This is a genomic window from Thermococcus sp. JdF3, assembly GCF_012027495.1.
GTDB lineage: Archaea > Methanobacteriota_B > Thermococci > Thermococcales > Thermococcaceae > Thermococcus.
Window position 1 is genome coordinate 134,158 of record NZ_SNUK01000006.1, and the last position, 24,782, is coordinate 158,939.

The window sequence follows — 24,782 nt, forward strand, 5'->3', positions numbered from 1 at the left end:
ACTCGGCTGGAATAAACCTGCCCGCCTTCCGCGTCATAATCCGCGACACCAAGCGCTACGCCGGCTTCGGCTGGACGGACATCCCGGTCCTTGAGATACAGCAGATGATGGGGCGCGCTGGAAGGCCCAAGTACGATAAAGTGGGGGAGGCCATAATAGTTGCCAGAACCGAAGACCCCCGAAAGCTCCTGGAGCGGTACGTCCACGGGAAGCCTGAAAAGCTCTTCTCGATGCTCGCCAACGAGCAGGCCTTCAGGAGCCAGATTCTGGCGCTCGTGACCAACTTTGGGATAGGTAACTTCCGCGAGCTGGTTTCTTTCCTTGAGAGGACTTTCTACGCCCACCAGCGGGGGGATATAGCCTCTCTTGAGTACAAGGCCAAGAACGTCGTTTACTTCCTCATCGAAAACGGCTTCATCGACATGGACATGAACGACCGCTTCATGCCCCTGCCCTTTGGAAAACGCACCTCCCAGCTTTACATAGATCCCCTCACGGCGAAGAAATTCAAGGACGCCTTCCCGAAGCTTGAGAAGAACCCCAACCCCTTCGGTATCTTCCAGCTGATGGCCTCGACGCCGGACATGGCCACGCTGAACGCCCGGAGACGGGAGATGGAGGACTACCTCGACCTGGCCTATGAGATGGAGGATAAGCTTTACACGAACATCCCCTACTACGAGGACTCGCGTTTCCAGGGCTTTTTGAGCCAGATAAAAACGGCAAAGGTTCTCCTCGACTGGATAAACGAGGTTCCGGAGACGAGGATATACGAGACCTACAGCATAGACCCCGGGGACCTCTACCGCATCCTCGAACTTGCGGACTGGCTCATGTACTCCCTAATCGAGCTGTACCGGCTCGAAGAGCCGGAGGAAAACGTGCTGAACTATCTGAGAGACCTGCACCTCCGCCTGCGCCACGGTGTTCGCGAGGAGCTCCTCGAGCTGGTCAGGCTCCCCAACATCGGAAGGAAGAGGGCGAGGGCGCTCTACAACGCCGGCTTCAGAACACAGGAGGATATAATGCGCGCCAAGGTGAGGGACCTCTTGGAGGTTGAGGGCATAGGAATGAAGGTGGTTGAAGGTTTGTTCCGGCACTTTGGCGTGGAGATGCCGAAGGGTGCTAAAAAGGACTCCAAAAAGGCGGAAAAAGCGCGGAAGGGAACCCTCGATGCTTTCCTGAAGTAGGGTCAATCTTTTTAAATCCCCCTATTTTACTCGGGCGTGGGCACTATGATAATCATCGTGACCGGAATGCCTGGTTCGGGAAAGAGTAAGATCGTTAAAGAATTCGAGAGGAGGGGCTTTCCGAGCGTTTCTATGGGAGACGTCGTGAGGGAGGAGACGGTAAAGCGCGGTCTGGAGCTGACCAAGGAGAACGTTGCCAAGGTGAGCATAAGGCTGAGGCAGGAGCTTGGGCAGAACGCCGTTGCGAAGCTGACGGTGGAGAAGGTGAGGCGCCTCCTAAAGGACAGCAGGGTCGTCGTCATAGACGGTGTCCGCTCCCTCGACGAGGTCGGCACCTTCAGGAGCGCCTTCCCTGAGGAGGAGATACTAATACTCGCCGTTCACACGCCGCCACACACCCGCTTTGAGAGGCTTAAGGCCAGGGGCAGACACGATGACCCGAGGACGTGGGAGGACTTCGAGGAGCGCGACTGGAAGGAGCTGAAGTTCGGCATAGGCAACGTCATCGCGATGGCAGACCACATGATAGTGAACGACTGTGACAGGGAAGAGTACGAGAAGAGGGTGCGGGAGCTCGTTGAGGGGATTCTAGCCGAGCATTGAGTCGAGGAAAAGCATCACGTAGAAGCCCATGAAGAATCCCAGGGTTATCAGCGTGTCGCTCTTTTCTTCCCTGTATATCTCCGGTATCATCTCCTTGACCGTCACGTAGAGCATCGCCCCTCCCGCCAGACCGAGGCCGTAGGGCAGGAGCCAGGAGAAGATGGTGAAGAAGTACGCGCCGAGGAGAACCATCGCCATCTCAGCGAAGCCGCTCAGCACACCCATCGCTATCGGCTGCAGGCGCTTCCTCTGTATCGTCGCAAGGGGAAGGGATACGACCGTGCCCTCCGGGAAGTCCTGGATTCCGATGGCTATGGTGGTGACGAGGCCCACCTCCAGGTTGTAGACCAGAGAGGTTCCGACGGCCATTCCCTCGGGCAGGTTGTGGATTATCACGGCTATGACGAGGAGCCAGACCTTTCTCAGCCTGTTCTTCATGGACTTCGGACCCTCGTAGCCCTTGACGAGGTGCTCGTGGGGGAGAACGCGGTCTATGGCGTAGATGAGCAGCACCCCGAGGGCTATTCCAACTCCGGCGGGTGCAAAGGAGCCGGTGCTCTCTATCGCCGGCAGGATGAGGCTCGTGAAGGCCGCCACTATCATCACGCCGGCGGCGAAGCTGAGCGCGAAGTCAACGCCTCCCTCGGGGAGGTTTTTGGCGAATATCGCCACCATGGCTCCGAGAGAAGTCATCAGCGCGACGAAAAGCCCGGCGTAGAAGGCAACCCACATTATCTCGCCGTTCGAGATGCTCAGTATCCACTCCGCGAGACCGGCCACGAAGTTCTCTAACACTATTAGGCCACCCTAACTATTTGGGCGGTTGGGTTTATAAGCCTTCCCGCGAGCTTCTTCTGGGTGGGAGAATGACTGAGGAACTTTTCGAAGAGGTTGAGGTCGAGGCCTACGTTTATCCGACGGAGGACATCGAGAAGGTCAAGAGGGCCATGCTGAACCTCGTCCCCGATTTGGAGTTCGAGGCCTTCGATAGGGGTGACTGCGTCATCCTCACCGGAAAGACGAGGAGCAGAAAGGCCCTTAGCAGGCTCTACGAGCTCTTCCGCGGACAGGCCATACTGGACACCGCCAGGAGTTTCCTTGAGGAGGGCTACTTCGGCGAGGAGATAATCATCAGGGTCAACAAGCAGGCGGCCTACGCCGGCGTCGTCAACTTCAACGAGGAAAGCCCTCTCGGCCCGATAACGATAATCATCAGAACCAGGAACCCCGGAAAGCTCATGAAGTGGCTCGCTCCGAGAACCAGGGACGGGGTACCGATAGAGTAAAAAAGGAAAGCTCATTCGGCCGTTTTTTTCTTCCTCCTGCCCCAGCTTATCTGTGCGGTCAGGATTCTCTCGGAGGAGAACAGCCTTGCCGTGGCATAGAGGATAACCACCGCTATGGCCGCGAGGTAGGCGATGCTTACCGCTATCGCCCGGTAGTTCTCCACCAGCACGTACCTGTAGTCGAGTATCGGGTGGGTGAAGGGTATCGCTTTAAGGACGTACTGAAAGACCACTGGAAGGTCCCCGATGTCGGTGTACATAAGTATGAACGCCGGAAACGCCAGGGGCAGGATTACCGCGCTGACCAGCGTCGTTGCGCTCTGGACGTCTTCGGCGAAGGTTGCCACTATCATTGCCAGGCTGAGGGAGATTATTATCGTCAGGAACACCACAAGGGCGAACATCGCCGCGCCCGTCGGCGTTACCACGAGGCCGAGGTCCCCGAGACTGACCCCCAGGTCTCCCCCCATGAAGGAGCCCATGTACTGCCGCATTCCTATCATGTACGCCACCGCCGCGACCAGGCCCATCATGGCGGTTCCGAATATCTTGGCCCCGACTATATGGGTTCTGGGAACCGGAAGTGTCAGCAGCGTTTCCAGCGTTTTGTTTTCCTTTTCACTCGCTATGGCTCCCGCCGCCATCTGCGAGGTTATCATGACCATGAGGAAGATTATCAGGGGTATCGTGAATGCCTGGGACGCTATTACTCCCGAGACAACCCCCGGTGGAACATCGACCACCCTGTCGTTTATGTAAGACCTGCTCTCCACGGTTATCGGATGCAGAACCGCGTCCGGATTTTCGGCACCCAGTGCGGTCACCTTAAGGCGCGCTATCTCCTCGCTCAGTATCCCTATGACGGCGCTTATCCTGCCCTCACTGACGCTCTCTTTCATTCCCGTCCCCACGCTCAGAAAGATGCCGTATATCTCGACCGTGGCAGTTTCGTTCGCCGTCAGCTTGGCGGAGAAGTCCCGGGGGATAACCACCAGAACGTTCTGTTTATTCTCCACCGCCCATTGAAGCGCTCCTTCGAGCGTCGTGGCGTTTACAAGGGTTACGCTGGTGTTGGGGGCCGTCTTAAGCGCATCCACTAGGGCATCTCCGTAACGTCCCTCGTCAAAGTTCACTATCGTCACGTGCGTCGTCCCGGTTGCCTGCTCCATTCCCACCTGTATGAACTTTCCCATCATGGGGTAGATTATCAGGGGGACTATTATGAGACCGAAGAGCAGCTTTCTGTCCCTGAAGAGGTTCTTGAGCTCCTTCTTGGCCATCACCCAGAAGTCGCTCATGCCCCCTCACCTCCGATCGGCTCGTTCGCTTCTGCCCCCACCGCGGTCATGAAGACCTCCTCCAGGTTCTCGGCGCCGTACCTGTCCTTCAGCTCCTTGGGGGTTCCCAGTTCAACTATCCTCCCCCCTGCTATCATCGCCACCCTGTCGCAGAGAAATTCTACCTCGAGCATGTTGTGGCTTGAGAGCAGGAAGGTGACCCCTTCGGTCCTTGCAAAGCGCCTTATCGTCTGCCGTATTTCGTACGCGTTAACTATGTCCAGCCCGCTCGCCGGCTCGTCCAATATGGCCAGCTTCGGCTTCACCATGAGCGCCCTCGCTATGAGGAGCTTCCTCGTCATTCCCTTGGAGTACGTCGACACCTTGTCGTGTAGCCTTTCCCCAAGCCCGCTGAGCTCAACCCCCAGCTCGAGCATCTTCCCTGCCCTCTCATCATCCCTGGAGTAGAGCCGCGCCATGAACTGGAGGTACTCGTAGCCGGTGAGGTTTTTATAGGCTCCAGCCTCCTCGGGCAGGTAGCTGATGATTTCCCTGACCCTGTCGGCCTCCTTCACGACGTCGTGTCCGTCTATCTTCGCGCTCCCGCCCGTCGGCTTGAGAAGCGTCGAGAGTATCTTGAGAGTCGTGCTCTTCCCTGCACCGTTTGGCCCTATCAGACCGAATATTTCGCCCTCGCTGATGGAGAAGCTTATTCCCCTGAGGGCCTTCACCTTTCCGTAGTCCTTCTCCAGATTCAAAACTTCAACCATGGTCATGTTTGACCCTCCCCACCTTGTAAACGAGCAGTCCAAGGGTGGCGAGCGCAACTCCAAAGAGAAAAACCACCCAGATTCCCGAGTATCCCCCGATGAATGCAGTTCCAAGCCCGATGGCGACTCCAAGCCAGCCGTTTAATTCGTGATCGTTTTTAAAGCCGTGGTCGAGCCCCAGGAGCAGCGCCCCAACCACAACCAGCCCGAGCTCGATAAGGAGCAGGGGAGTGTTGACCCCAGTGCAGACCCTGCCGCTCGGCACCTCCACGCAGGCCAGCCTTTCGATGGGTGGTCTGACCAGGGAGAGCCCTATTCCGAGGAGATAGGCCAGCCCCCCAGCGACCGTTCTAGCCTTCATCCCCATCACCCCCGTATATGAACACATCCTCGATTTTAACGCCGAAAAAGCGGGCTATTTTGAATGCCAGCCTCAGCGACGGGTCGTAGCGACCCTTCTCGATGGCTATTATCGTCTGCCTCGTCACTCCGAGGGCTTTCGCCAGCTCCTCCTGGGTTATGCCCAGCTCCTCCCTGAGCTCGCGCAGGCGGTTCTTCACTCACATCACCCTTTCGTAGCGGTACTGTGATATTAGGAGGACAATTGCACCTAGCGCGAGTGGAATCAGGAGCTTCATGGCAATTTCGGTGTTCCCTTTGGAGTACTCCCAGAGGTACTCGGCAAAGAGGAGGATACTCATCACGGTGAACGCGTTTCTCGTGCTTTTGGCACCTATCAGCTCGGTTCTCTCGTCCTCTACCTTCTCCACCCTTGAGTTGTAGTACCAGTTCAGAGCGTATGCCAGCAGAACGCCCAGGAGGAATATTCCCACCGCTAGGGATGCCCTTCCAGATTTGGTGGAGTATGCAAGGCCGATAATTATCCCGGCTATTAAACCTGCGCGCAGGCCTTCGTACTTTAAGTTCACTTACATCACCCTCGTGTAGTGATGCTTGAGGCCCAGCTTAAGAACTGAGACCAGAACCATCAGGCCTGTGGCGAGGTAGTAGGCGCTCCTCAGGCTTGAATTCTTCTCGGACAGTATGGACAGCACAACAACCAAAAACGCCAGGGCCAGCACCAGCACCTGGAGGGTTCTCCTTGAGGCCATCTCCTCGATGCGGAGCGTTCTCTCGTCGCTTATAACCTCTCCGCGTTTTTTGAGCCACTCGGCGTAGAGGAACGAAACCGCGATTGCCGCCGCCAGGACGCCAAAGGCCAGTGCAACGTTTCCCATCCGCAGGGCAACGACCAGTAAAAAAGCCGTTGTTGCGGGGATTGCGTAGCCAGTGAGTCTCCATCTCTCCATGCTCCCACCATGTAAAGTTTCCTTTACGTAAAGCTTCCTTTACATCCTTATAAGCCTTTCCCCTCAAAGTTTTTAAAGCGCCGGGGAGAAGTTCAATCCGCGCGGGGGTTGCCGAGCCTGGCCAAAGGCGCGGGATTTAGGGTCCCGTCCCGCAGGGGTTCGCGGGTTCAAATCCCGTCCCCCGCACCACAACAACCCTTTGCTTCGCAAAGCGTTGACGGAAAAATGGCGTGCAATTCTAAAAGTGCTTGTTTTCCGAGTGGTTTACTCTTCAGTTGGCGGTTTTACAGTGTTTCACTCCCCTCAAGGCGTCCGAAGGACGCCAGAATAAAGTTGAAACAGTCCAAAAGGCAGGTTTTATGTCAAACCCTCTTATGGACAAATCTCGGAGTGCACGCTTCACTCTCCAGCCACTTCACCCGAAAAGGAACTCTTTGGTCAGGCCTTGCGCAAGCAAAGCTTGCTCACGGCAGTTTGAGCTCGATTCTTACGTCTTCATCCATCAGGACGAAGAGGACCAGCGCAGAGAGTAGGGTCAGCGTTGCCGCCGGAAGGGACAGTCCCACCATCACCCAGAGGAGTCCAAAGAGCAGGTCCAGGAGGGCTATGTACGCCGAGAGGTCCACGATTGTCTCGTGTCCCACCCAAATCCCGTAGGCGAAGAGCAGGTGCACGCTCCCAACGAGGATGTAGCCAAAAAACGTGTACCTCTCCCCGAAACTCATTGCGGCTATGCCGTAGAAGAAAACCGCGAGGAGTGTAAAGAAAGAAACGACGAGGGGCTTAGGCCGCATCGCCGAGCTCCTCCACGGGGAGTTTCATCCTTGCCGAGGCAAGGAGCAGAAGGACTCCGAGGATTGCCATGCTGAGGTATATCACCATTCCCGTAGTCACGCCGTGGACGAGGACGAACATTACGTTGGGGGCCACTGCGTTGGCGGAGTTGGAGATGAGGCCGAGGGCGAAGCTGGCCTCCGGATAGATTTTCTTCGGGTACGTTGCCGGTGCCGTCGTCCAGAAGGCAGGTCCAGTTCCCTGGACTATTCCGGTAATCGCGATTCCCAGGAGTGCCAGTGTGTAGTCGTTCGCCGAGATTGCCTTCCAGACGATGAAGATTCCCGCAAAGGTCACCACGTAGGAGAGCGTCATGACGCTTACTATGGCCTTGAAGAGACCTCTGTTGCTGGTGTTCTTGACTGAGAGGCGGTAGCCGAGGTAGCCCATTATTATGGACCAGAGTGCCATTGAGACCTCGAGCGTCATAACAAGGTTCGCAACCTGGGCATCGCTGAATTTGACGTTGTGGAGCGTGAATGAGCCGAGGGTAAAGATTATCCAGAGTGCCGGGAAGAAGGTGAAGCCGAAGACCCAAGTGAAGGGCATCTTCCAGACGTTTGAGCCAGAGGAGTGCTTCTCCTTTGGAATCTCGAAGTCCTCAATGAAGAGCCACCAGAGGGCAAGCACAGCGTACATTACAACGGCCGAAACAAGGAACGCAACCTTGACGGCCCCCCAATCGGAGTAGTTGTGGGATGCCCATTTGGCGAGGTTTATGCCGTAGATTCCACCCCAGAATATGCCCGAGAGGATTATGCCCTTGGCAAAGGGCCTCTCGGCGACGAAGAGCCTTCCAATCTGGTTGCTGAAGACGGCTATGAGCGCGACTATGAAACCCTGGAAGAAGCGGAGCGCCACAACTCCACCCCAGCTCGGCATGAACGGAATCAGCAGCTGCGGTATCGCTGCAAAGCTGATTATAAGGGCAACGCTCCTCTTGAAGGAGCCCTTGAACAGGCTCGTCCCACCGAGGAGGAACGCAACGAACAGACCGACGACGTAAGCGGTCTGCTGGTAGCCCATGGCCGCTTCGGTTATACCGTAGTGGTCTATCACAATCCCCGCGAACTTTTCAAGCATGTGCATGGTTCCAAAGCCCGCCGCGACGACGAGCGTGTTTAGAAGCACGGTAATCCATTTTTTCTCCATGGGTCTCCCTCCTTATAGCTTTCCAAACAGCATCAGGATGCCAAATACTATGAAGAGCGCCCCTGCGAACTTGTGGACCAGTTCGAGGGGAATGAAGTCGCCGAGCTTGTCGCCGAGAACCGCACCGATGAGGTTCACGGCGGCCAGGCCCAGAATGGCCCCCACAAACGCTACCTTCCACCCGTATTTAGCCGCGAAGGCCATGGTTGCGAGCTGGGTCTTGTCCCCCAGCTCCGCCAGGAAAATGGCAAAGAATATGGCGAGGATGCCGTCCATCGCGCCTCCCTCAAAGCTTTGAAAGTGCCTCGTTCATTCTCTCCATTGCCTCTGTGAGCTGGCTCTTCTTTGTGGCGTAGCTTATCCTTATCCAGCCCTCTCCGGCCTTGCCGAAGGCTGTTCCGGGTATGACGACAACGCCGGCGTTCTCGAGGAGCCACTCCGCGAAATCCTCGCTGCTCATTCCAAGTTCGGGGTCTATCTTGGCCCAGAGGTAGAAGGCGCCCTTCGGCCTGAACGGAGTGATGTGGGGCATCCTGCTGAGGTGGTGGAGAACCAGCTTCCTCCTCTCCGCGTAGGTCCGGCGCATGGCCTCGAGAGCCTCCCAGCTGCGCTTGTCGCGGAGGGCGGTGATTCCTGCTATCTGAATGAAGGACGTGACGTTTCCAATGACGTAGGCGTGGAGCTTTATCATGTCCCTGATAACCTGGGTGGGTGCTATGGTGAAGCCGAGGCGCCAGCCGGTCATGGCAAAGGTCTTGGAGAAGCTGTTCGCCAGAATCGTGTTGTCCGGGGCGTACTTTATCATCGGGTAGTGCTTCGCCCCCTCGTACAGGAAGTGCTCGTAGGGCTCGTCGCTCAGGATGTAGAGGTTGTAATCCTCCGCTATGTCCGCTATGGCCTTCACCGTCTTCTTTTTAAGAACTGCACCGGTGGGGTTGTTTGGATAGTTGATAACGAGCATTCTCGTTCTCTTGGTTATAGCCTCAACAAGCTCATCGGGGTCGATCTGGAACTCGTTCTCCTCGCGGAGGGGTATCCTCAGGATGCCGGCCTCGGCGATCTTTGCGTCCTCAACATAGCAGACGAAGGCCGGGTCTGGGATGATAACGTCATCGTCCTGCTCCAGAAGGGTCTGGAACGCGAGGTAGGTGGCCTCGTAGGCACCCGCGGTGACGATTATATCATTGGGGGAGATATCAACCTTGTAGTGGGTCTTGTAGTACTCGGCTATCGCTTCACGGAACTCGGGGATGCCCGCGTTGGGGGTGTAGTGGGTGTATCCCTCGTCTATCGCCCTCTTCGCGGCCTCCTTTATGACGTCGGGGGTGTCAAAATCCGGCTCTCCTATTCCTAGGGAGATAACGTTTTCCATCTTCTTTGCCTTTTCGAAGAGCTCCCTGATCTTTGAGCGCTGAATGAGGTTTATCCTGCCAGCGAGGAAGTATTTGCGTTTTTTATATCTCATGAGGACATCACCTCAGGCAGTCGGGAATGAGGGAGGGATTTTATAAACCTATCCACCATAAAGCACGTGAATGGCCATTGGCTGCCTACAAAACTTCAACGAGAGCCGCCTTTTCAAAAAATCTTTTCGATTTTTCTGCCTCGCAGTCGGTCATGGGCAGCTCCTCCAGGTTCAGCTCCGCAAGAATCCCCCCTGCCCTATTGCGGCTTCCAAAGACCACCAGATAATTCTCTCCATCCCTGGCGCCGTGCTTTGCTATTGCATCCTTTATCTGGAGTGTTCCGGCGAGGCGGAGGAGGAGCTCGCCGCCGAGGGTTCTGGCATGGTTGGTGCCCCTCTCAAATGAACGGAGCGCTAGAAGCGCCGCAAACGCTACCTCTTCCCAGCATTCACCGACCACTATCTGAAAGTCACCGCCTATCAAGGGTATGAGTTCCCCGGCATTTTTGACGAATATTTTCGTGATGTGGAGATTTTCCGTTATTTCTTTCATCGGGCCACCCCATCCCCGGTGGATTCTTCGACGTTAAAACCCTTTCTGAGCCGCCCTATGTGGTTATTTACGAATTTTTCGTAAATCTACGATTTTCAAAAAATTTTTTGAAAATCATATTATCATGATAATATTAAGTAAGCGCAAAGTATTTAACTAATTAAATCCCTATTTATCCCAGCGGCTTGCTGAACTGGGTGGTGCAGGGATGACCAAAATGCGTATCATCAGTGTACAGCTCCCCCAGGGACTGATCAACGCCATGGATCAGCTCGTTAGAAAGGGAGTCTATCCCAACAGGAGTGAGATAATCAGAGAGGCCATCCGCGAGCTTTTGAAGAAGGAGCTTTATCAGCTTGAGACGGGAGAACGCTCAACGCCTGAGTACATCCTGAAATAAGCCGCTAAAATCAATGTTAAAATCAAAATCATGCAATAGTCAAACCTAAATTGGGGGTTGGGGCGATGGTATTTAAACTCTTAGAACAGGCCGGAATAAAACTCGATCTGGACGATGGGCCGAGAGCAGCGCAGGTTGATGGGTTCTCCGACGAGAACCTGGAGGATCTCATAAAGATCGTCATCGTCGGTGTTGGCGGTTCTGGAAACAATACGATAACCAGACTCTACGAACTTGGCGTCCAGGGCGCGGAGCTCATAGCCATGAACACTGACGCCCAGCACCTTGCCAGGACGAAAGCCCATAAGAAGCTTCTCCTCGGCAAGGAGATAACCCAGGGTAAGGGTTCCGGTGGAAACCCCGAGGTTGGCTACCGCGCCGCCGAGGCGAGCGCCCATGAGATTGCCGAGACCATAGGTGACGCCGATCTTGTGTTCATAACCGCTGGTATGGGTAACGGCACCGGTACGGGCGCTGCTCCGGTTGTTGCGAAGGTCATAAAGGAGCGTGCCAGGCACAACGGTCGCTTTAGGGAACCGCTCGTCGTCAGCGTTGTAACCTACCCGTTCAAGAACGAGGGCAAGATCAGGATTGAGAAGGCCAAGGCTGGTATAAAGGCCCTCATGTACTACTCCGACACCGTCATCATAATCGAGAACGACAAGCTCCTCAAACTCGTTCCGAAACTCCCGATAAACGCCGCCTTCCGCTTCGCCGACGAGATAATAGCCAGAATGGTCAAGGGCATCACCGAGACCATAAAGCTCCCGTCCATGGTCAACATCGACTTCGCCGACGTCTACAGCGTCATGCACAACGGCGGTGCGGCCTTGATAGGAATCGGGGAGAGCGATTCAAGCAACAGGGCGGTCGATGCGGTCAAGAACGCCCTTGAGAACAAGATGCTCGAGGTTGAGTACGGTAGCGGTGACAGGGCACTGGTTCACTTCACCGTCGGCCCCGATGTGAGCCTCGGCGAGATAAACGACGCAATGAACATTGTCTACGAGAAGCTCGGCGAGAAGAGTGAGATTAAGTGGGGTGCTAGGATAGACGAGGACATGGGTAAAGTGGTAAGGGCGATGGTCATCATGACCGGCGTTAAAAGCCCGCACATCCTGGGCGGCGAGCACGCCCTCCAGGTCGGCTCATCGATGAAGGACAACATAATCACCACACAGCCGGTCAAGCCGTTCAAGTCCAAAGAGGGTGATTTCGACAGAATACTCAACATGATATCGGGCAGACCTGAGAAGAAGGAGAGGGAGCTTCCACCCTACGCGAAGAGGGTTCTCGACGACTTCCTGGATATTGCCTGAATTTCTTCCCTTATCATCCCGGCACAGGTGGTTCTATGGCAGTGGTTATTAGCGTAGCCAATCAGAAGGGCGGGGTCGGAAAGACCACCCTGACGATGAACCTCGCCTACGCTCTCTCTTCGATGGGCAGAAGGGTTCTTGTGGTGGACATAGACCCCCAGTTTAACCTCACTTTTGGTCTTATAGGCATGGACGTCCTTCAGCACGGTGACAGCAACGTGGGGACGCTGATGACGAGGGAGAGCGACATCGACAATACCATAGTGGAAGTCCGGGAGAACCTCCATCTGGTACCCAGCCACCTGAATCTCTCGGCCAAGGAGATTGAGATCATCAACACCTACAACCGTGAGAGGCGGCTTGAAAAGGCCCTCCTTCCTGTTCTGCCGGACTACGACTACGTTCTCATTGACAACCCGCCGAGCATGGGCATCTTCCTGGTCAACTCCCTGACGGCCTCAGATTACGTGCTCATACCTCTGGAGCTCAGCTATTTTGGCGTCATAGGAATGCAGCTGATGTTCAATTTGATGCGTATGATACGTCAGGAAACCAACGAGAACCTTAAACTCCTCGGCCTGGTTCCCAACAAGTTCACGCGTCAAACGAAGGTTCCAAAGATGCGCCTCAAGGAACTCAAGGAGACCTACCCGGATGCCCCGATTCTGACGACCATCCCGAAGGCCATAGCCCTGGAGAAGGCTCAGAGCCAGGGGGTTAGCATATTCGAGTTCGAGGGTGATGGAAGGGCCGCAAAGGCCTTTTCAAAGCTTGCCCGTGAGGTGGTTGAGCTTGTCGAAGGATAAAATTCCCAAGCTTTTCGACGGTTCCGTTAACGAGCTCACGAGGCCTTCCAGGCCGAGGAAGAAGGATGAGAAGGGCGCTGTGAAATCCAAGGACATGAAGAAAGAAAAGATGCAGAAGACCCTCTACATAAGCAGGGACATGAACCGGAAGCTCATTGAGCTGTACGGAGAGGAGGGGAGGAGGCAGAGCATAATCGTGGAAGATGCGGTGAACCTCTACTACTACCTTAGAATGGCACTGGGCGAGAAGAAGTTCGAGGAGCTTCTGAGCGCCGTGAGGAGGGAAGACCCGGAGTTCCTTCGGGATTACCTTGGCAGGTTCAAACTTTAACGTTAACCCAGATGCCTAGATTCACCCGTTGAATAAGCCCGATCAAATCATGCCCCAACTCCCGGTGGATGGACATCGAGCGGCAACCATGGAATAATCCGCTCGAATCAGACTCTGGAATAACACCCTGAAATCAGTCGCAGTACGCCTCCACTATCCTCTGAATTATTTTGCTCGTCTTCGCCCTGTCGCTCCTGTAGAGGTAGGGGATCCGTATGACCTCCGCTTCTATTCCATGGTTCCTCAGAGCATCCTTAAGGCGCTCGCAGTTGAAGTCCTGGTCAGGGCCTATCGCGACGATGTCCGGGTCTATCCTGCGCACCAGCCCGTAATCTATACCTCCGGGGGAGCCGATGTAAACCTCGTCCACGTACTTTATAGCCCTCAACAGCTCCGCCCTGTCCTCCGCCGTGTTCACGGGGTCCCTGCGCTTCCGTTTTCTCACCGTTTCGTCGTGGGCAACTATAACCACCAGTTCGTCCCCCAGGGCCTTGGCCTGCCTCAAAAAGTGAATATGGCCGATGTGCAGGAGATCAAAAACCCCGCCGACGAGGACGCGAATTCTTTTCCTCTCCTCCGTTTCCCCGTCCATATCAACCCACCGTCAGTTCCCAGATCCTGTCCTTGGCGTGGTGAATGTTCTTCACTGCCTTCCCCTTGGGTTTTTCCTTCATAGCCCTTCCGTCCATCAGAGCTATGCCTATTGCGAGGGGCCTTCCGTAGTCCTCCTCGACCACGAAGACGAAATCGCCCTCCCTGATGCTCTCGTCGGCGTCCGTTATCCCCGCGGCCATGACGTCTGCACCCTTGAGGACAAACGGGACGGCGCCGGCATCGACCACGACGCGCCTGGGCCACGCCCTCAGGTCCTCCTCGTTGGATAGCCCGTAGAGTGCTATAACCAGCGGGAAGATGAGTCCCCTCCTTCTTATGAAGAATGGCTTCCCGTTCACGAGGAGTATCTCGGTTGTCTTGTCGAACTCAGCCACCTCGACGCGGTCCTTCTTGTGCAACATCTTCCCCGCTATCTCCTCGCCGAAAGTCTCGCTCATCTCCCTGATTATCTCCTTCACTTCCTTCTTGCTGAGCGGGTGCTTGACCTTCAGCTCCATCTTCACACCCCCAACGTCTCCTCGTACAGAATTCTGGCGCTTTCCCTCGGGTTCTCGCTCGCGTAGATTGAGCGACCGACTATTATGTAGTCCGCCCCTGCCTTTAAAACCTCACCCGCCCTGCCACCCTGGGCACCGACGCCGGGGGTGAGGATTTTGATTCCCGGCTTCAGCTTCGAGCGTATGTACGAAACGCGCTCGGGCCTGGTGGCGGGAGCTATGACGCCGAAGGGCTCAAGTTCGTTGGCCAGTTCGATGAGTTTGTCTGTGACCGGCTGGATGAACTCCTTCGCGCCCGGATGACTCATCTCGACAACTATTATGGTCTTCCCAAGCTCCATGACGGCCCCAACGCTATCGCTCCCGGGGAAGCCGTGGGCTATGATGTAGTCGGCACCGGCCTCGAAAACTTTGCTCGCTATCAGCCGGTTGGTGTTTGGGATGTCGGCCAGTTTGAGGTCCGCTATTATCGGCAGCCCCGTAACCTGCTTGAGTTCGGTGATGATGCTCAACCCCGAGCCGACTATCAGCGGCCAGTTAACCTTCACCGCCCACAGGTAATCGGAGGTGCACTCGGCTATCTCAAGCGCCCTCTCGCGTTCGTACACGTCAAGGGCCAGGATTAGTTTGCGGTCTTCACTCCCGCTCATTTCGTCACCTCACGAGGGACTTTATCTCCTCCGGAAGAACCTCTTCCTTCAGGGAGAGTGCCACGTGGTAGGCGCTTTTCATGGCGTTCGCTTCCTTCTCCGCCCACGTGATTACCACCAGCTCGCCGTCCTCCAGCTTGAACGCTTCCTTAACCCTCTCCGCCAGCTCGGGCATGGTCTCGCCCAGCGGTCTTCCGTCCTCCGGAAAGACCGGCTCCCCGTTCCTCACTACCAGTATCATCGCACCCTTTGCGAAGAACCGTATCGCCTCGTCCCTGAGCTCGATGCTCTTGAACTCCCCCGGCTCTCTCACGGTCAGTGCGAATGCGGGGTAGCCCTCAATCTCCCCTATACGGCGGACTTCTGAGAAATGCCTGGAAATCCCCTCAAGAAGCTCCATTCCTCTCTCGTTGAGCGAGTGGCCGCGCTGGGTTGATGCTATGACCTCAAGGTTCCCGAGCTTCTTCAGAAGCGTCCTGACGCTGCCCTCACCCAGCTCAAGAACTTCGGATACGGCCTTCCTCCCGGTCGGGTTCCGGAGCATGAACAGAACCGCAACGGCATCCTCAAGCGTGAACTCAGGATAGGCTCCCCTCTTCCAGCTCATCTTTTTCCCTCCAAGAATAATATGGCGAGAGGGGATTAAAAGGTTTGTTAGAGAAAGTTGGAAGGTCTCAGAGCCATCTCGGCTCCAGACCCGCCCAGATCCTCATCTTCTCGTGGGCGATGATGCGCGGTATGTTGCCCTTCTCCTTCGGTCCCGGGTTCTTCATGTAGAAGGCGTTGACCTCGTAGACCGCTCCAAAGGCCTTCTTCTCGACCGCTATCTTGCCGAGCCTGGCGAGGTCAACGAGCAGGCCGGCCAGAGCAGGGCTGTCGTTTATCCTGCCGGTTATAACGAGCTCGTCGTGGGCGCCGTTGAAGCTGACGTACTCGATGTGCATGGCGATGAACTTCTTGTCGCCGAGGGGCTCGAGGAAGCCGGTGGGCTTGATGTAGTGCGGAGCGTCGTAGCCGAGAAGCTCCTTGACAACCGAGCTCTTGGTGAACTCCTTGCTCTTGTTCCTCTCCTTGTCGGTGAGGGCCAGGAAGTCGTTGTTTCCGCCGATGTTGAACTGGGCTATGTCGAGGACGTAGCGGTTCCTCTGGGCGAGATGGCTGAGGACATCGGCGGTGAGCGGGGTTGCGCCGGTGGCACCGTCGTCGCCGAATATTGCCATGTTGCTCTCCCTGGCGAGCTCGACGAACGCCGGGTCGTTGGCTATGAGGGTCGGTATGGCGTTGACGAAGGCAGCACCACCGACCTCCTTGGCGTATTTCGCTACAGCGTAGGCGTAAACCTGCGTGGCGGTAAGCCTGTCCCTGTTGTCCTCTTCGATGGCCTTCTCAAGCTCCTCCCTGCTTCCGAAGGGAACGAAGGCCTCGGTGGTGCAGACGTTTATGAAGACCTCGGCACCGAGCTCCTTCCACTCGCTGACAAGGTGCTCGACTGCCTCCTTGAGGGTCATCTCGTCTTCGAGGCCGGTGGCCTCGAGCGGAAGGTTCCTGAGGCTCCTCAGGTGGATTCCCTTCCTGACGGTGATGCCCTTGAGGCTCTCCGGCGCCTCCGGATCGTAGGCCTTGACGACATCGTAGAGATCCTTGCCGACCTTAGAGGCGTCGACGTCGTATGAACCGACTATCTCAACATCCTTAATCTTGATTGGAAGCTCATCTGCAAGGGGGACGCCGTACGGCTCCATCTTTCCGGCCTTTATCTTCTCAAGGCCGCTCGCGAAGATGCTGGCAACGTAGCCCTGTCCGAGTATGACAACCTTCACCATTTTCTCCACCTCCTCAGTTGCTCTAAGATATTTTACAACAGTTAAATAGTTTTCGGCTGCAAAACTTTTCTAAAAATTAAATACGCCGTTATCACCACCCGCAGATTCGTCAGAACGGCCAGCAGAAGGAAGAGCGCTTTAACCGAGGCTTCAACAGGGTACAGAAGGAAGAGCATCGTCAGGAAGATTCTCTCGTCCCTCTTACCTGGGAGCTTTCTGAGCGCGGGAATCGAGCTATAGGCGTCCTCACCGTAGGCCGCCTTGAACCTCTCGGTCGAGTAGCTCACCATGACAGAGCCGAGGAGGGCTAGGAGGGCAACGAGGTACCAGAGGGACTCCCTTAAAGTCGAATAGGCCAGCAGAGCGAGGAAAGCCCCGTCAACGTAGCGGTCGAGGAGAGAGTCGATATAGCCGCCAAACCTGCTCGTCCTCAGCTGTGCCCTGGCAAGCTCGCCGTCAGCGCCGTCGAGGATGGAGCTGAGCTGGTAGAGTATCCCGGCCAGCGGGAGGTTAACGAGCGTTAGAAAGGCCGAGAGAATCCCAAGGGCGAACGTGACTGCCGTCATCTCGTTCGGGGTGACCTTCTCGGCGAGGAGGTAGCTGACCCTCGTCGAAATCTTCCTGTTGATGTGCCTGCTGATGAAGCCGTCGCCGGTTCCCTTCACCGCTGTGAAGACGAGCATCTTTCTGGCTCTCTTCAGATCCGAGGGCATGTCGACGTCGGTCCAGCCAAGACCGTCTACCAAGGTCACCCTCAGCCTCGTCCGCTCAACGACCTCGCTCAGCGGGTAGTCACCGCCCCGCTCTTCCTCAAGCCGGGCAGTTACCTCGAAGATGCCCTCATCGAGGACGAAGAAGCCCGTGTCTATTGCGTCCCACTCTTTCAGTCCCTTCCCGATTCGCTCGACCCTGCCGTCCCTGATTTTGACCTTTGTGGCCTCTTCAACGTCAATCCACCCCGGTTTCCTGTCCGCTATCAGGCCGTCTCCCTTTACAGCGCGCTCGATGAAGACCTCGCTGTAGACGTGGTCGCTCATGACCAGAACAAACCGCCCGGAGACGCGGTTTCTGGCCAGGTGGAGCGAGTGGCCGTTGCCCTTCTCCGGCTCGGGGTTTACCACCAGCTCGGCGTTGAAGCCGTGCCCTTCAATGAACTCCCGGTAAAGCGGGGCGTAGCGCTCGTTGGTTACGATTACGAAGTGTTTGATGCCGTTTTTCTGGAGCAGTGCCATCGTTCGATATAGAATCTCCCTCCCTGCAACCTTGAGGAGCCCCTTGGGCCTGCCCCCGATCCTCGTGCCGAGGCCAGCCGCTAGAATCACCGCCGTCCCTGGGGTCATTGACATCACCTTTTTAAGCCCCTCGATGTGGCATCAATCGGGAGAACCGGGATTAAATTAACCACAGGTGATTTAAAGTTTTCGGTGGTGAAAATGCGCGTCGCGGTGCTCTATTCGGGCGGTAAAGATTCCAACTACGCCCTCTACTGGGCGCTGAGGCAGGGCTTTGAGGTGAAATACCTCGTCTCGATGGTCAGCGAGCGCGATGACAGCTACATGTACCACGTGCCGAACATCCACCTCACCGAGCTCCAGGCGAGGGCCATAGGGATTCCCCTCGTCAAGGGCTTCACGAGCGGCGAGAAGGAGAGAGAGGTAGAGGACATGAAGGCCGTCCTTGAGGGGCTGAAGATAGATGGAGTCGTTGCTGGAGCTCTGGCGAGTGAGTACCAGAAAAGGCGCGTTGATCGGGTGGCGGAGGAGCTCGGGCTTGAGAGCTTCGCTCCGGCCTGGCACCGCGATCCAATAGATTATATGCGCGAGCTGGTGGGGATTTTCGACATCGTGATGGTCGGGGTTTCAGCATACGGCCTGGACGAGAGCTGGCTCGGACGGAGGATAGACGAGAATGCCTTAGGTGAGCTGGTAAAGCTCCACGAGAGGTATAAAATCCACGTCGCTGGCGAGGGCGGCGAGTTCGAGACCTTCGTCAGAGATGCTCCCTTCTTCAGGGCGAGGATAGTTTTCGACGAGGTCGAGAAGAAGTGGAGCGAGTGGGAGTATTCCGGGGTTCTTGAGGTGAAGAGGGCACACCTTGAAAGAAAAGGTTGAGGGCCTCAGGGCCCTATGTAGGCGCTCATGTACACCGTGGAACAGCCACCTGAGACGCCGCAGACGTCGAAGTCCTTCCCTCCCCAGGATCTTCTCGGAATTCCCGAGAACGGATCCCAGTGGAAGTTCCCGCCGTCGAGGAGGAGCGTTATGCCGAACGTCCCCATCGGGTCGTCGTCGTTGCCCCAGTTACCGGAATCCTCCTCCCAGCCGTCGTACTCGACGTAGACGAAGGGCGTCCTTATGCTGCTCAAATTGACCAGGGTGAGCCCGAAGGGGATTATCTTAACGGTGTTCCCGTTTATGACCCCGTGGTCGAGCTTGCCGTCGGAGAAGTCCCCCACCGAGAAGCCCACCGTTCCGCTACTCCTGTCGAGCTTTGGATAGGCGTAGGCCACTCCCTCTGGAACCATCGTCGTGATCTCCCCTATGAGGGCGTCATCGATCTCGGCATTTCCGGGAGTGAAACCGGTGGAGGCCCTGAAGAAGGCGTAGTACTCGTCGTCGCCCCACTCGGTGTCCTTCGTGAAGAGCAGTCCATCGGCTGACAGTTCGAGCCTCGCGTAGCGCGCCGCCCTTGGAAGGTCGACCTCGTAGATGATGTAGGTGACCACCATGTTGCCGTCCTTCGAGACCGACCTGACGAGGTAGCCGTCGCTGTAGTCCCTCCTCGGGTCGAAGGATATCGTGTCGTAGCCCACCCTGTCCGGCGGTGCGCCGAAGAGGTTGGCCAAAGCCTCGCCCCAGAAGTAGCTGGCGCTCTCGCCGGTCTCCAGCTGGTGGAGGAGCATCACCCCTGTGTAGCCGTGCTCGACGAGGCTCGATATCTCGCCCGTCGCAAGGCCTATCGCGGCATCGAGGAGGAAGCCGGCGCCGAGCTTGACGTACGTTCCGAGGTCGTCGTTGTCCCAGCCGGTCGTCTTGACGAATATCTCCTGGTACTTCTTAGCTTCGTCGAGGGGCATCGCCAGGACAGGGTAGCCGTTTGTGAAGGGCCAGTCCGGCCTTGCCGCGTTCCTGTCGTGGTATAGAAGCCTGCTGTGGTCTTCTGCCTCGATCCAGAGCCTGAGCGGGTAGCCGAAGACGTAGATGGGACTGTACTCGATTTTATTGAGGTTCTCGTAGTAGTTCGTGCCGTAGGCCCACGAGACGAGGCTTATCTCCCCCTCGGCCTCGTCCTTGTTGCCCTTGATGTAGACGTCCTCGACCACAACAACGATGTACCTATCAACGTCCTCCTCTATGCTCAGCCCACTGGTGGCGTTGAACCAGAGGTTCCCCTCGGCCGGGAAGCGGTTTTCTAGGACGGGGTTGGAGAACCAGAACCGGAACTCCCTCCACGGGATTATGGAGAAGAGGTTCTCGACCGTGAACTCCACGTAGGGGCCGAGTTGAGTTTCCCCGCGGATGACGTCCCCCTCGCGGTAAACGCTCCCGGAGCTGTCCTTGAGCTGGAAGTGGCTCGACCCTATCTCCGCGTACCAGTCGAACTCGCCGTTGTCGGTGCTGTCTATGAACATGTCGCCGGGTATGAAGTCCTCATACGTTTCCTCGTCCTTGAACTGGAGCCTGAACTTCACGTCATCGCCGAGAACCTCGGCGTACAAAGCTACGCCGCTCTTGGCGTCGCCGTAGTAGGCCGGGGCGTAGTAGTCAATCCTCCCCAGGTTTGCTTTTATGATGAACTTCCCGGTCTCAGGGTAGCTGAATCTCGGACTGGTCTTCGGATCCTCTGGGTTGCCCTCTATGCGCATGAAGACGGTGTCGGGGAATATCTCCGAGAAGTTCTCGACGGTGAACCTCACGATGGAGCCATCTAGTTCGACGCTCCCCTTTTGGACCTCGGCGAGGCCGCCTCCGGTAACGTTGTAGAGTGTGAAGCTTCCCAGGTAGAGGTGAAGCTCCCATCTCTCGCCAAACTCCTCACCGGTGTCGAACTTCAGGATTGTAGGCTTGTAGGACGCTATCACCCTTCCCTGGAGGTCCCTCAGCTCTTTGATATGAACGTATTCCCTTGCCAGCCCCTCGCTCTCGAACTTTATCGTGAAGGCAACGTTCTTCCCCGACTCGCGGGACGAGGTCAGTATCGAGACCCACTCCACTATCTCGCCGTTGGGCTCGCTCGCCATGCCCGTCAGCGGGCCGGCGTAGGTCAGATTGAGGTTCAGCCTGTAAACAGGGATTATCGCGGGCGTTAGGTTGACGTTGAGGATCGGGAAGCCAATACCCGTCCCGTTTTCGTTCCTCTCACCGGCCTCGCATCCGAGGTCAGGGTCGGAGTTCTCATCGCAGACGACGTTGCCGTCCTCGTCGAACTGGAGGCTCTCGTTGGAGGGCGTTTCCGTTGATGTTCCGGTCTCCGTTTGAGTTTGGGTTTCCGTCTGGGTCGCCGTCTCGGCCGTCCTCTGGGTCTCTGTTCCGGGGCTCTCTGTTGTCGAGCTCTCGCTTATCCCTCCTTCCCGGGTGTTCTCGCCGGTTTGGGAGCTTGTTCCTGTGGGTGAAGGGGTGTTTCCAATGCACCCGCCAATGATGACTAACGCGCTCAGTAAAACAAGAACCAGAATCCTCGGGGCTCTCTTCATACATGCACCTCCAAACCCAAACCCCTGGGCAAGAAAAGAAATTGAGGCCCATGCGGAGGTTTGGATTTTATTCAATTATGTTCCTCATTTTATTTAAGAGTTTCTTCAATGAAGAGTCATTCAGGGGACAAAATTTATTAAGCGCGGATTATTATCACATCCGGTGGTAGAATGATCGAGGTCGAGAACCTCACCAGGAGCTTCGGCTCGACGATGGCCGTTAAAGGAATAACCTTCACGGTTGCCGACGGCGAGATTTACGGTCTCCTCGGCCCGAACGGGAGCGGGAAGAGCACGACGATGAAGATTCTGGCGGGTATACTGCGGCCTACCTCCGGGCGCGTCGTCGTTGGGGGCATCGACGTGGGCGAGAACCCCGTTGAGGTCAGGAGGATAACCGGCTACGTTCCGGAAACGCCGGTTCTCTACGAGAGCCTCACACCGGTTGAGTTCTTCAACTTCGTGGGGAGCGTGAGGGGGATTCCGAGGGAAGAACTCCAGGAGCGCGTTGAAACATTCGTGAGGGCATTTGGGATAGAAAAGTACCTCGGCGAGATGATAGGTTCGCTCAGCTTTGGAACGAAGCAGAAGGTTTCCCTCATAGCTGGAATGATCCACGATCCGGGGGTTCTCATCCTCGACGAGGCGATGAATGGCCTCGATCCCAAGAGTGCCCGCATCCTCAGGGAGCTCCTCCTCCAGTTCAGGGAGGAGGGCAGGAGCATTGTCTTCTCCACTCACGTTCTTGCGCTGGCGGAGACGATATGCGACCGCGTTGGGGTCATCTACAACGGCGAGATAATCGCCGAGGGCACGGTTGAACAGCTTAAGGAGTTTGCCCACGAGGAGAGCCTGGAGGACGTTTTCCTCAAGCTCACCGAGAGCCAGGACGAGGTTGCTGGAATAGTGCGGGCGCTTAAGGATGCCCTTTAGGGTGGGAGTATGTTTGAGATAGTCCGAATCCTCTACAAGGAACTCCACTACCGGCGCCTGAAGACCAACCCGCAGGTAGCGGGAGACCCCGAGAAGTTCAGGAAGCAGCTCAGGAACGCGGGGGATATAAAGCGGGGTATAGCTCTCCAATCGGTCGCGTTCCTCTTCTTTGGCGTCATGATGGCGGGGGCTATTGTCGGAGCCGAGGACGAAACCCGGGCGGCGGTGATATTCGCGGCCTACGCCCTGCTCCCCTTTGTAATGGCCCTCTACACGACGACGGTGAATGCCTCCTACGCGGTTTCGATGGGGATTTTCGAGCCTCTCAAACCCCTGCCCATAGAAACTGGCTCGACGTACCTCAGCGTTCTCCTCTCGATAGACAACGTCCCCGCGGTCATGGCCCTCATTCCCGCAGCCATCATGATGATGGTGAAGTACGGAAGCACCGGCCTGCTCGGCCTCCTGTGGGTTCTCACTGGCGCCTTCCTCGGCCACGTCCTGGGGCTGGTGGTCTTCACCTTCTTCGGCTCCGCCAGCGTCGGCGGGGGGTTCTCGAAGCTCAGAACCCTCGCCAGAACCCTGGGAGTTATCCTCTTCATCGGCATCTTCTACGCCCTCAACTACGTTCAGCGGTATGTAAACGAGCACTACGAGGACATTCTGCCCTTCTTCTCAAAGTACTCCCTGGCCTATCCATTCTCCGTTGCCTCGATAACGGATCCGCTCCACTCCACCATTCTCCTCCTCGGTTACCTCGCGGTTCTCGTCCCGCTCTATCTCTTCCTCCTCGGGCGGCTCTGGGGTAAGCTTGAAGAGGGGAACGTGATTTCCCACACCAGAGCCGTCCGCTTCAGGGCCGAAACCCATCACCCGGTAATAGCGCTCGCCCTGAAGGACCTGAGGATAGTCTTCCGGAAGAGCGCCCTCTTAGTCGGCCTCATCTTTCCGCTCTTCATAATACTTCCGAGCGCCGTTGGCATTCTGACCTCCGGGACGGTTGGAGAGTGGGCCGTTGCCTCTGTTCTACTCATGATAGCCTGGATGAGCTCTGTGGGCATTGACACGGTTCTCAAAATAGATGGTCAGGAGTTTGAGTTCCTGCGTAGCCTTCCAATAACCGTTGGTCAGTTCGTTCGGGCGAAGCTCCTGGTGATGAACGCCGTTCCGGTCACGACTGGCCTGGCCCTCGTCCTTGCGGTCTCATACATCGATGTTAGAAGCATCATCCTTCTTCCGGCGGCGGTTCTCCTTCCCCTGCTAACCTCTTCGGTAGCCCTGGCCTTCTTCTACCGCGGCGAAAGCGAGCTGTCAGTGCCTGAGACGAACTTCGGCCACGTCCTGGTGCTGATGATAATCAACGGGGTTACCCTCGGAGCAATCGCCGGCCTCTGGTACTTCCTTGGCTACCCCTACGCGCTGGCGGTGGCGGCCATAGGTTTCGCCCTCATTCAGAGGGCCGTCAGCAGGTGACGTGGAATATCGCAAGGACTTTCCTTTTTCCCCAGAGCCCGTTGAAGAGCTCCACCGCCTCGCCGGTCGGCTTTTCGATGACCTCTTTGTTCGCCACCAGCTCCCTGCTTTCCGGTAGAAGGGAGAGCTTTCCCCAGGCACCGGTGCCGACGAGCAGAACGTTGAAGTCCTCCGTGAGGTACTCCCTCAGCTCATCCGGGTCGAGCTTATGGCTCGTGCCGTGCTTGTTCTTGCTGAGCCATTTCTTGCGCTCCTCGATTTTTCCGCTCGGATAGATCACGATGTCGCCTTCGTAAACCTTCCCGTCCACGACTATCCTGCCGAATTCCGGAAACCCGACCCTCATGACATCACCTCAGGCTCAGGGCGTCCCTCAGAATCTTCCCGTGGTCGAAGGCCAGTGGGAGATTAAGAGCCTCCTCTATCGAAACGACGTGGACTTCCTTGGCATCGTCCCCTGCCTTCAGCTTCCCCGAGCCGACCGCCAGAAATGCCGTCGTCACGGTGTGCCCCCTCGGGTCGCGGTTTGGGTCGGAGTAAACCCCGACGAGTCTGATGAGCCTCACGTCGAGGCCGGTCTCCTCCCTCGCCTCACGAAGGGCTGCCTCCTCGACGGTTTCCCCGTACTCGACGAAGCCGCCGGGAAGGGCGTAGTGGTCTTTAAACGGCTCGTGCTTCCTTTTGATGAGTACGACGCCGTCCCCGTACAGTATGACTACGTCGGCGGTGAGGCCTATGCATCTGTGCGCCTCGACCTTGAGTTCGGGATGGGTTCTGGAGAGAAACTCTCTGAGCTCCTCCCGTACGGGGGTTATATCGTAGCCCCTCGGGGCCTTAACGAGCAGAACGTATCGGTCCATAC

The 24,782-nt window shown here is 56.6% G+C and carries 30 protein-coding genes, 1 tRNA gene and 1 pseudogene; 11 read left to right on the forward strand and 21 right to left on the reverse strand.

Features of this window, described 5'->3' with window-relative positions; translation table 11 throughout:
- Positions 1-2: 2 nt before the first annotated feature.
- A pseudogene (locus E3E42_RS12220) lies at positions 3-1,190 on the forward strand (helix-hairpin-helix domain-containing protein); the annotation flags it as partial.
- A 45-nt stretch (positions 1,191-1,235) separates the two neighbouring features.
- On the forward strand, positions 1,236-1,793 hold the full coding sequence (locus tag E3E42_RS10420) for a dephospho-CoA kinase (protein ID WP_167904589.1): 558 nt from the start codon (positions 1,236-1,238) through the stop codon (positions 1,791-1,793).
- Here E3E42_RS10420 and E3E42_RS10425 read toward each other — a convergent pair.
- On the reverse strand, positions 1,779-2,588 hold the full coding sequence (locus tag E3E42_RS10425; protein WP_167904504.1) for a ZIP family metal transporter: 810 nt from the start codon (positions 2,586-2,588) through the stop codon (positions 1,779-1,781). The genes E3E42_RS10420 and E3E42_RS10425 overlap by 15 nt on opposite strands.
- Positions 2,589-2,659: 71 nt before the next feature.
- On the opposite strand from E3E42_RS10425, the gene E3E42_RS10430 reads away from it, so the two are divergent.
- Positions 2,660-3,079 (forward strand): RNA-binding domain-containing protein, encoded by a 420-nt coding sequence (locus tag E3E42_RS10430; protein ID WP_167904505.1) that lies wholly within the window; start codon positions 2,660-2,662, stop codon positions 3,077-3,079.
- Between the two features lie 11 nt (positions 3,080-3,090).
- On the opposite strand, the gene E3E42_RS10435 is transcribed toward E3E42_RS10430, so the two are convergent.
- From E3E42_RS10435 to E3E42_RS10460, 6 genes are read right to left on the reverse strand one after another with little or no spacing between them, the layout of a single operon-like run.
- Positions 3,091-4,377, reverse strand: coding sequence for an ABC transporter permease (locus E3E42_RS10435; protein WP_167904506.1), 1,287 nt, complete (start codon positions 4,375-4,377; stop codon positions 3,091-3,093).
- Positions 4,374-5,132, reverse strand: coding sequence for an ABC transporter ATP-binding protein (locus E3E42_RS10440; protein WP_167904507.1), 759 nt, complete (start codon positions 5,130-5,132; stop codon positions 4,374-4,376). The genes E3E42_RS10435 and E3E42_RS10440 overlap by 4 nt, the downstream gene beginning before the upstream one ends.
- Positions 5,119-5,487 (reverse strand): hypothetical protein, encoded by a 369-nt coding sequence (locus E3E42_RS10445; RefSeq protein ID WP_088865125.1) that lies wholly within the window; start codon positions 5,485-5,487, stop codon positions 5,119-5,121. The genes E3E42_RS10440 and E3E42_RS10445 overlap by 14 nt, the downstream gene beginning before the upstream one ends.
- Complete coding sequence (locus tag E3E42_RS10450; protein ID WP_167904508.1) at positions 5,477-5,686, reverse strand: helix-turn-helix transcriptional regulator; 210 nt, start codon at positions 5,684-5,686, stop codon at positions 5,477-5,479. Before E3E42_RS10450 ends, E3E42_RS10445 begins: the two co-directional genes overlap by 11 nt.
- Entirely contained in the window at positions 5,687-6,055 is a 369-nt protein-coding gene (locus E3E42_RS10455) for a DUF2178 domain-containing protein (RefSeq protein ID WP_167904509.1), read from the reverse strand.
- Positions 6,056-6,436 carry a DUF2178 domain-containing protein gene (locus tag E3E42_RS10460; protein ID WP_167904510.1) on the reverse strand — a complete coding sequence of 127 codons (381 nt, stop codon included), beginning with the start codon at positions 6,434-6,436 and terminating at the stop codon, positions 6,056-6,058.
- Between the two features lie 101 nt (positions 6,437-6,537).
- Here E3E42_RS10460 and E3E42_RS10465 point away from each other — a divergent pair.
- Positions 6,538-6,625, forward strand: a tRNA-Leu gene (locus E3E42_RS10465).
- A gap of 275 nt (positions 6,626-6,900) precedes the next feature.
- Here E3E42_RS10465 and E3E42_RS10470 read toward each other — a convergent pair.
- The 5 genes from E3E42_RS10470 to cgi121 all read right to left on the reverse strand — a co-directional run bounded on the left by E3E42_RS10470 (position 6,901) and on the right by cgi121 (position 10,380).
- Complete coding sequence (locus E3E42_RS10470) at positions 6,901-7,230, reverse strand: hypothetical protein (RefSeq protein WP_167904511.1); 330 nt, start codon at positions 7,228-7,230, stop codon at positions 6,901-6,903.
- Positions 7,220-8,422, reverse strand: coding sequence for an MFS transporter (locus E3E42_RS10475; protein WP_167904512.1), 1,203 nt, complete (start codon positions 8,420-8,422; stop codon positions 7,220-7,222). Before E3E42_RS10475 ends, E3E42_RS10470 begins: the two co-directional genes overlap by 11 nt.
- A 12-nt stretch (positions 8,423-8,434) precedes the next feature.
- On the reverse strand, positions 8,435-8,698 hold the full coding sequence (locus E3E42_RS10480; protein ID WP_058938724.1) for a TMEM165/GDT1 family protein: 264 nt from the start codon (positions 8,696-8,698) through the stop codon (positions 8,435-8,437).
- A 10-nt stretch (positions 8,699-8,708) separates the two neighbouring features.
- A complete protein-coding gene (locus E3E42_RS10485; RefSeq protein WP_167904513.1) occupies positions 8,709-9,887 on the reverse strand; it encodes a pyridoxal phosphate-dependent aminotransferase in 1,179 nt (392 codons plus the stop codon).
- A gap of 85 nt (positions 9,888-9,972) precedes the next feature.
- Positions 9,973-10,380: a KEOPS complex subunit Cgi121 gene (gene cgi121 / locus E3E42_RS10490; RefSeq protein ID WP_167904514.1), complete on the reverse strand. Its 408-nt coding sequence runs from the start codon at positions 10,378-10,380 to the stop codon at positions 9,973-9,975.
- Positions 10,381-10,588: 208 nt separating this feature from the next.
- Here cgi121 and E3E42_RS10495 point away from each other — a divergent pair, with 208 nt between their 5' ends.
- From E3E42_RS10495 to E3E42_RS10510, 4 genes are all read left to right on the forward strand, one after another.
- On the forward strand, positions 10,589-10,780 hold the full coding sequence (locus tag E3E42_RS10495; protein WP_058938727.1) for a ribbon-helix-helix domain-containing protein: 192 nt from the start codon (positions 10,589-10,591) through the stop codon (positions 10,778-10,780).
- A 65-nt stretch (positions 10,781-10,845) separates the two neighbouring features.
- Positions 10,846-12,099 carry a cell division protein FtsZ gene (gene ftsZ, locus E3E42_RS10500; RefSeq protein WP_167904515.1) on the forward strand — a complete coding sequence of 418 codons (1,254 nt, stop codon included), beginning with the start codon at positions 10,846-10,848 and terminating at the stop codon, positions 12,097-12,099.
- Positions 12,100-12,134: 35 nt separating this feature from the next.
- Complete coding sequence (locus E3E42_RS10505; protein ID WP_058938729.1) at positions 12,135-12,905, forward strand: ParA family protein; 771 nt, start codon at positions 12,135-12,137, stop codon at positions 12,903-12,905.
- Positions 12,892-13,236, forward strand: coding sequence for a CopG family transcriptional regulator (locus E3E42_RS10510; RefSeq protein WP_206206104.1), 345 nt, complete (start codon positions 12,892-12,894; stop codon positions 13,234-13,236). Before E3E42_RS10505 ends, E3E42_RS10510 begins: the two co-directional genes overlap by 14 nt.
- A 133-nt stretch (positions 13,237-13,369) precedes the next feature.
- Here the strand turns inward: E3E42_RS10510 and E3E42_RS10515 are convergent, their stop codons facing one another.
- From E3E42_RS10515 to E3E42_RS10540, 6 genes are all read right to left on the reverse strand, one after another.
- Positions 13,370-13,828 carry an adenylyltransferase/cytidyltransferase family protein gene (locus E3E42_RS10515; protein ID WP_167904517.1) on the reverse strand — a complete coding sequence of 153 codons (459 nt, stop codon included), beginning with the start codon at positions 13,826-13,828 and terminating at the stop codon, positions 13,370-13,372.
- A 1-nt stretch (position 13,829) separates the two neighbouring features.
- Entirely contained in the window at positions 13,830-14,348 is a 519-nt protein-coding gene (locus tag E3E42_RS10520) for an RNA-binding protein (protein ID WP_167904518.1), read from the reverse strand.
- Positions 14,349-14,350: 2 nt separating this feature from the next.
- The gene (pyrF, locus tag E3E42_RS10525; RefSeq protein ID WP_167904519.1) at positions 14,351-14,998 is read right to left on the reverse strand and encodes an orotidine-5'-phosphate decarboxylase; all 648 of its coding nucleotides are present in this window, start codon (positions 14,996-14,998) and stop codon (positions 14,351-14,353) included.
- A 4-nt stretch (positions 14,999-15,002) separates the two neighbouring features.
- A complete protein-coding gene (locus tag E3E42_RS10530) occupies positions 15,003-15,605 on the reverse strand; it encodes a DUF4443 domain-containing protein (RefSeq protein WP_167904520.1) in 603 nt (200 codons plus the stop codon).
- A 67-nt stretch (positions 15,606-15,672) separates the two neighbouring features.
- Complete coding sequence (locus tag E3E42_RS10535) at positions 15,673-16,821, reverse strand: inositol-3-phosphate synthase (RefSeq protein WP_167904521.1); 1,149 nt, start codon at positions 16,819-16,821, stop codon at positions 15,673-15,675.
- Positions 16,822-16,862: 41 nt separating this feature from the next.
- Positions 16,863-18,161 (reverse strand): bifunctional L-myo-inositol-1-phosphate cytidylyltransferase/CDP-L-myo-inositol myo-inositolphosphotransferase, encoded by a 1,299-nt coding sequence (locus tag E3E42_RS10540; protein ID WP_167904590.1) that lies wholly within the window; start codon positions 18,159-18,161, stop codon positions 16,863-16,865.
- A gap of 93 nt (positions 18,162-18,254) precedes the next feature.
- Here E3E42_RS10540 and E3E42_RS10545 point away from each other — a divergent pair, with 93 nt between their 5' ends.
- The gene (locus E3E42_RS10545) at positions 18,255-18,932 is read left to right on the forward strand and encodes a TIGR00289 family protein (protein ID WP_167904591.1); all 678 of its coding nucleotides are present in this window, start codon (positions 18,255-18,257) and stop codon (positions 18,930-18,932) included.
- Between the two features lie 5 nt (positions 18,933-18,937).
- Here E3E42_RS10545 and E3E42_RS10550 read toward each other — a convergent pair whose 3' ends face one another.
- A complete protein-coding gene (locus tag E3E42_RS10550) occupies positions 18,938-21,514 on the reverse strand; it encodes a hypothetical protein (RefSeq protein WP_167904522.1) in 2,577 nt (858 codons plus the stop codon).
- A 171-nt stretch (positions 21,515-21,685) separates the two neighbouring features.
- On the opposite strand from E3E42_RS10550, the gene E3E42_RS10555 reads away from it, so the two are divergent.
- Both E3E42_RS10555 and E3E42_RS10560 read left to right on the forward strand, forming a co-directional pair.
- Positions 21,686-22,447, forward strand: a complete 762-nt coding sequence (locus E3E42_RS10555; protein ID WP_167904523.1) for an ABC transporter ATP-binding protein — start codon at positions 21,686-21,688, stop codon at positions 22,445-22,447.
- Between the two features lie 9 nt (positions 22,448-22,456).
- A complete protein-coding gene (locus E3E42_RS10560; RefSeq protein ID WP_167904524.1) occupies positions 22,457-23,920 on the forward strand; it encodes a hypothetical protein in 1,464 nt (487 codons plus the stop codon).
- On the opposite strand, the gene E3E42_RS10565 is transcribed toward E3E42_RS10560, so the two are convergent.
- Together E3E42_RS10565 and E3E42_RS10570 are read right to left on the reverse strand one after the other, a co-directional pair.
- Positions 23,910-24,266, reverse strand: a complete 357-nt coding sequence (locus tag E3E42_RS10565; protein WP_167904525.1) for an Mth938-like domain-containing protein — start codon at positions 24,264-24,266, stop codon at positions 23,910-23,912. The genes E3E42_RS10560 and E3E42_RS10565 overlap by 11 nt on opposite strands.
- 4 nt (positions 24,267-24,270) lie before the next feature.
- The gene (locus E3E42_RS10570) at positions 24,271-24,780 is read right to left on the reverse strand and encodes an NUDIX hydrolase (RefSeq protein WP_167904526.1); all 510 of its coding nucleotides are present in this window, start codon (positions 24,778-24,780) and stop codon (positions 24,271-24,273) included.
- Positions 24,781-24,782: the final 2 nt, after the last annotated feature.

Bases quoted from the DNA above. Each gene is read 5' to 3' on its own strand.
- E3E42_RS10445 (WP_088865125.1), bottom strand. From the start codon at position 5,487: ATGAAGGCTAGAACGGTCGCTGGGGGGCTGGCCTATCTCCTCGGAATA.
- E3E42_RS10435 (WP_167904506.1), bottom strand. From the start codon at position 4,377: ATGAGCGACTTCTGGGTGATGGCCAAGAAGGAGCTCAAGAACCTCTTC.
- E3E42_RS10475 (WP_167904512.1), bottom strand. From the start codon at position 8,422: ATGGAGAAAAAATGGATTACCGTGCTTCTAAACACGCTCGTCGTCGCG.
- E3E42_RS10550 (WP_167904522.1), bottom strand. From the start codon at position 21,514: ATGAAGAGAGCCCCGAGGATTCTGGTTCTTGTTTTACTGAGCGCGTTA.
- E3E42_RS10530 (WP_167904520.1), bottom strand. From the start codon at position 15,605: ATGAGCTGGAAGAGGGGAGCCTATCCTGAGTTCACGCTTGAGGATGCC.
- E3E42_RS10485 (WP_167904513.1), bottom strand. From the start codon at position 9,887: ATGAGATATAAAAAACGCAAATACTTCCTCGCTGGCAGGATAAACCTC.
- E3E42_RS10460 (WP_167904510.1), bottom strand. From the start codon at position 6,436: ATGGAGAGATGGAGACTCACTGGCTACGCAATCCCCGCAACAACGGCT.
- pyrF (WP_167904519.1), bottom strand. From the start codon at position 14,998: ATGAGCGGGAGTGAAGACCGCAAACTAATCCTGGCCCTTGACGTGTAC.
- E3E42_RS10440 (WP_167904507.1), bottom strand. From the start codon at position 5,132: ATGACCATGGTTGAAGTTTTGAATCTGGAGAAGGACTACGGAAAGGTG.
- E3E42_RS10565 (WP_167904525.1), bottom strand. From the start codon at position 24,266: ATGAGGGTCGGGTTTCCGGAATTCGGCAGGATAGTCGTGGACGGGAAG.
- E3E42_RS10540 (WP_167904590.1), bottom strand. From the start codon at position 18,161: ATGACCCCAGGGACGGCGGTGATTCTAGCGGCTGGCCTCGGCACGAGG.
- E3E42_RS10480 (WP_058938724.1), bottom strand. From the start codon at position 8,698: ATGGACGGCATCCTCGCCATATTCTTTGCCATTTTCCTGGCGGAGCTG.
- E3E42_RS10505 (WP_058938729.1), top strand. From the start codon at position 12,135: ATGGCAGTGGTTATTAGCGTAGCCAATCAGAAGGGCGGGGTCGGAAAG.
- E3E42_RS10470 (WP_167904511.1), bottom strand. From the start codon at position 7,230: ATGCGGCCTAAGCCCCTCGTCGTTTCTTTCTTTACACTCCTCGCGGTT.
- E3E42_RS10570 (WP_167904526.1), bottom strand. From the start codon at position 24,780: ATGGACCGATACGTTCTGCTCGTTAAGGCCCCGAGGGGCTACGATATA.
- E3E42_RS10555 (WP_167904523.1), top strand. From the start codon at position 21,686: ATGATCGAGGTCGAGAACCTCACCAGGAGCTTCGGCTCGACGATGGCC.
- E3E42_RS10560 (WP_167904524.1), top strand. From the start codon at position 22,457: ATGTTTGAGATAGTCCGAATCCTCTACAAGGAACTCCACTACCGGCGC.
- E3E42_RS10495 (WP_058938727.1), top strand. From the start codon at position 10,589: ATGACCAAAATGCGTATCATCAGTGTACAGCTCCCCCAGGGACTGATC.
- E3E42_RS10430 (WP_167904505.1), top strand. From the start codon at position 2,660: ATGACTGAGGAACTTTTCGAAGAGGTTGAGGTCGAGGCCTACGTTTAT.
- E3E42_RS10420 (WP_167904589.1), top strand. From the start codon at position 1,236: ATGATAATCATCGTGACCGGAATGCCTGGTTCGGGAAAGAGTAAGATC.
- E3E42_RS10545 (WP_167904591.1), top strand. From the start codon at position 18,255: ATGCGCGTCGCGGTGCTCTATTCGGGCGGTAAAGATTCCAACTACGCC.
- cgi121 (WP_167904514.1), bottom strand. From the start codon at position 10,380: ATGAAAGAAATAACGGAAAATCTCCACATCACGAAAATATTCGTCAAA.
- E3E42_RS10520 (WP_167904518.1), bottom strand. From the start codon at position 14,348: ATGGAGCTGAAGGTCAAGCACCCGCTCAGCAAGAAGGAAGTGAAGGAG.
- ftsZ (WP_167904515.1), top strand. From the start codon at position 10,846: ATGGTATTTAAACTCTTAGAACAGGCCGGAATAAAACTCGATCTGGAC.
- E3E42_RS10515 (WP_167904517.1), bottom strand. From the start codon at position 13,828: ATGGACGGGGAAACGGAGGAGAGGAAAAGAATTCGCGTCCTCGTCGGC.
- E3E42_RS10535 (WP_167904521.1), bottom strand. From the start codon at position 16,821: ATGGTGAAGGTTGTCATACTCGGACAGGGCTACGTTGCCAGCATCTTC.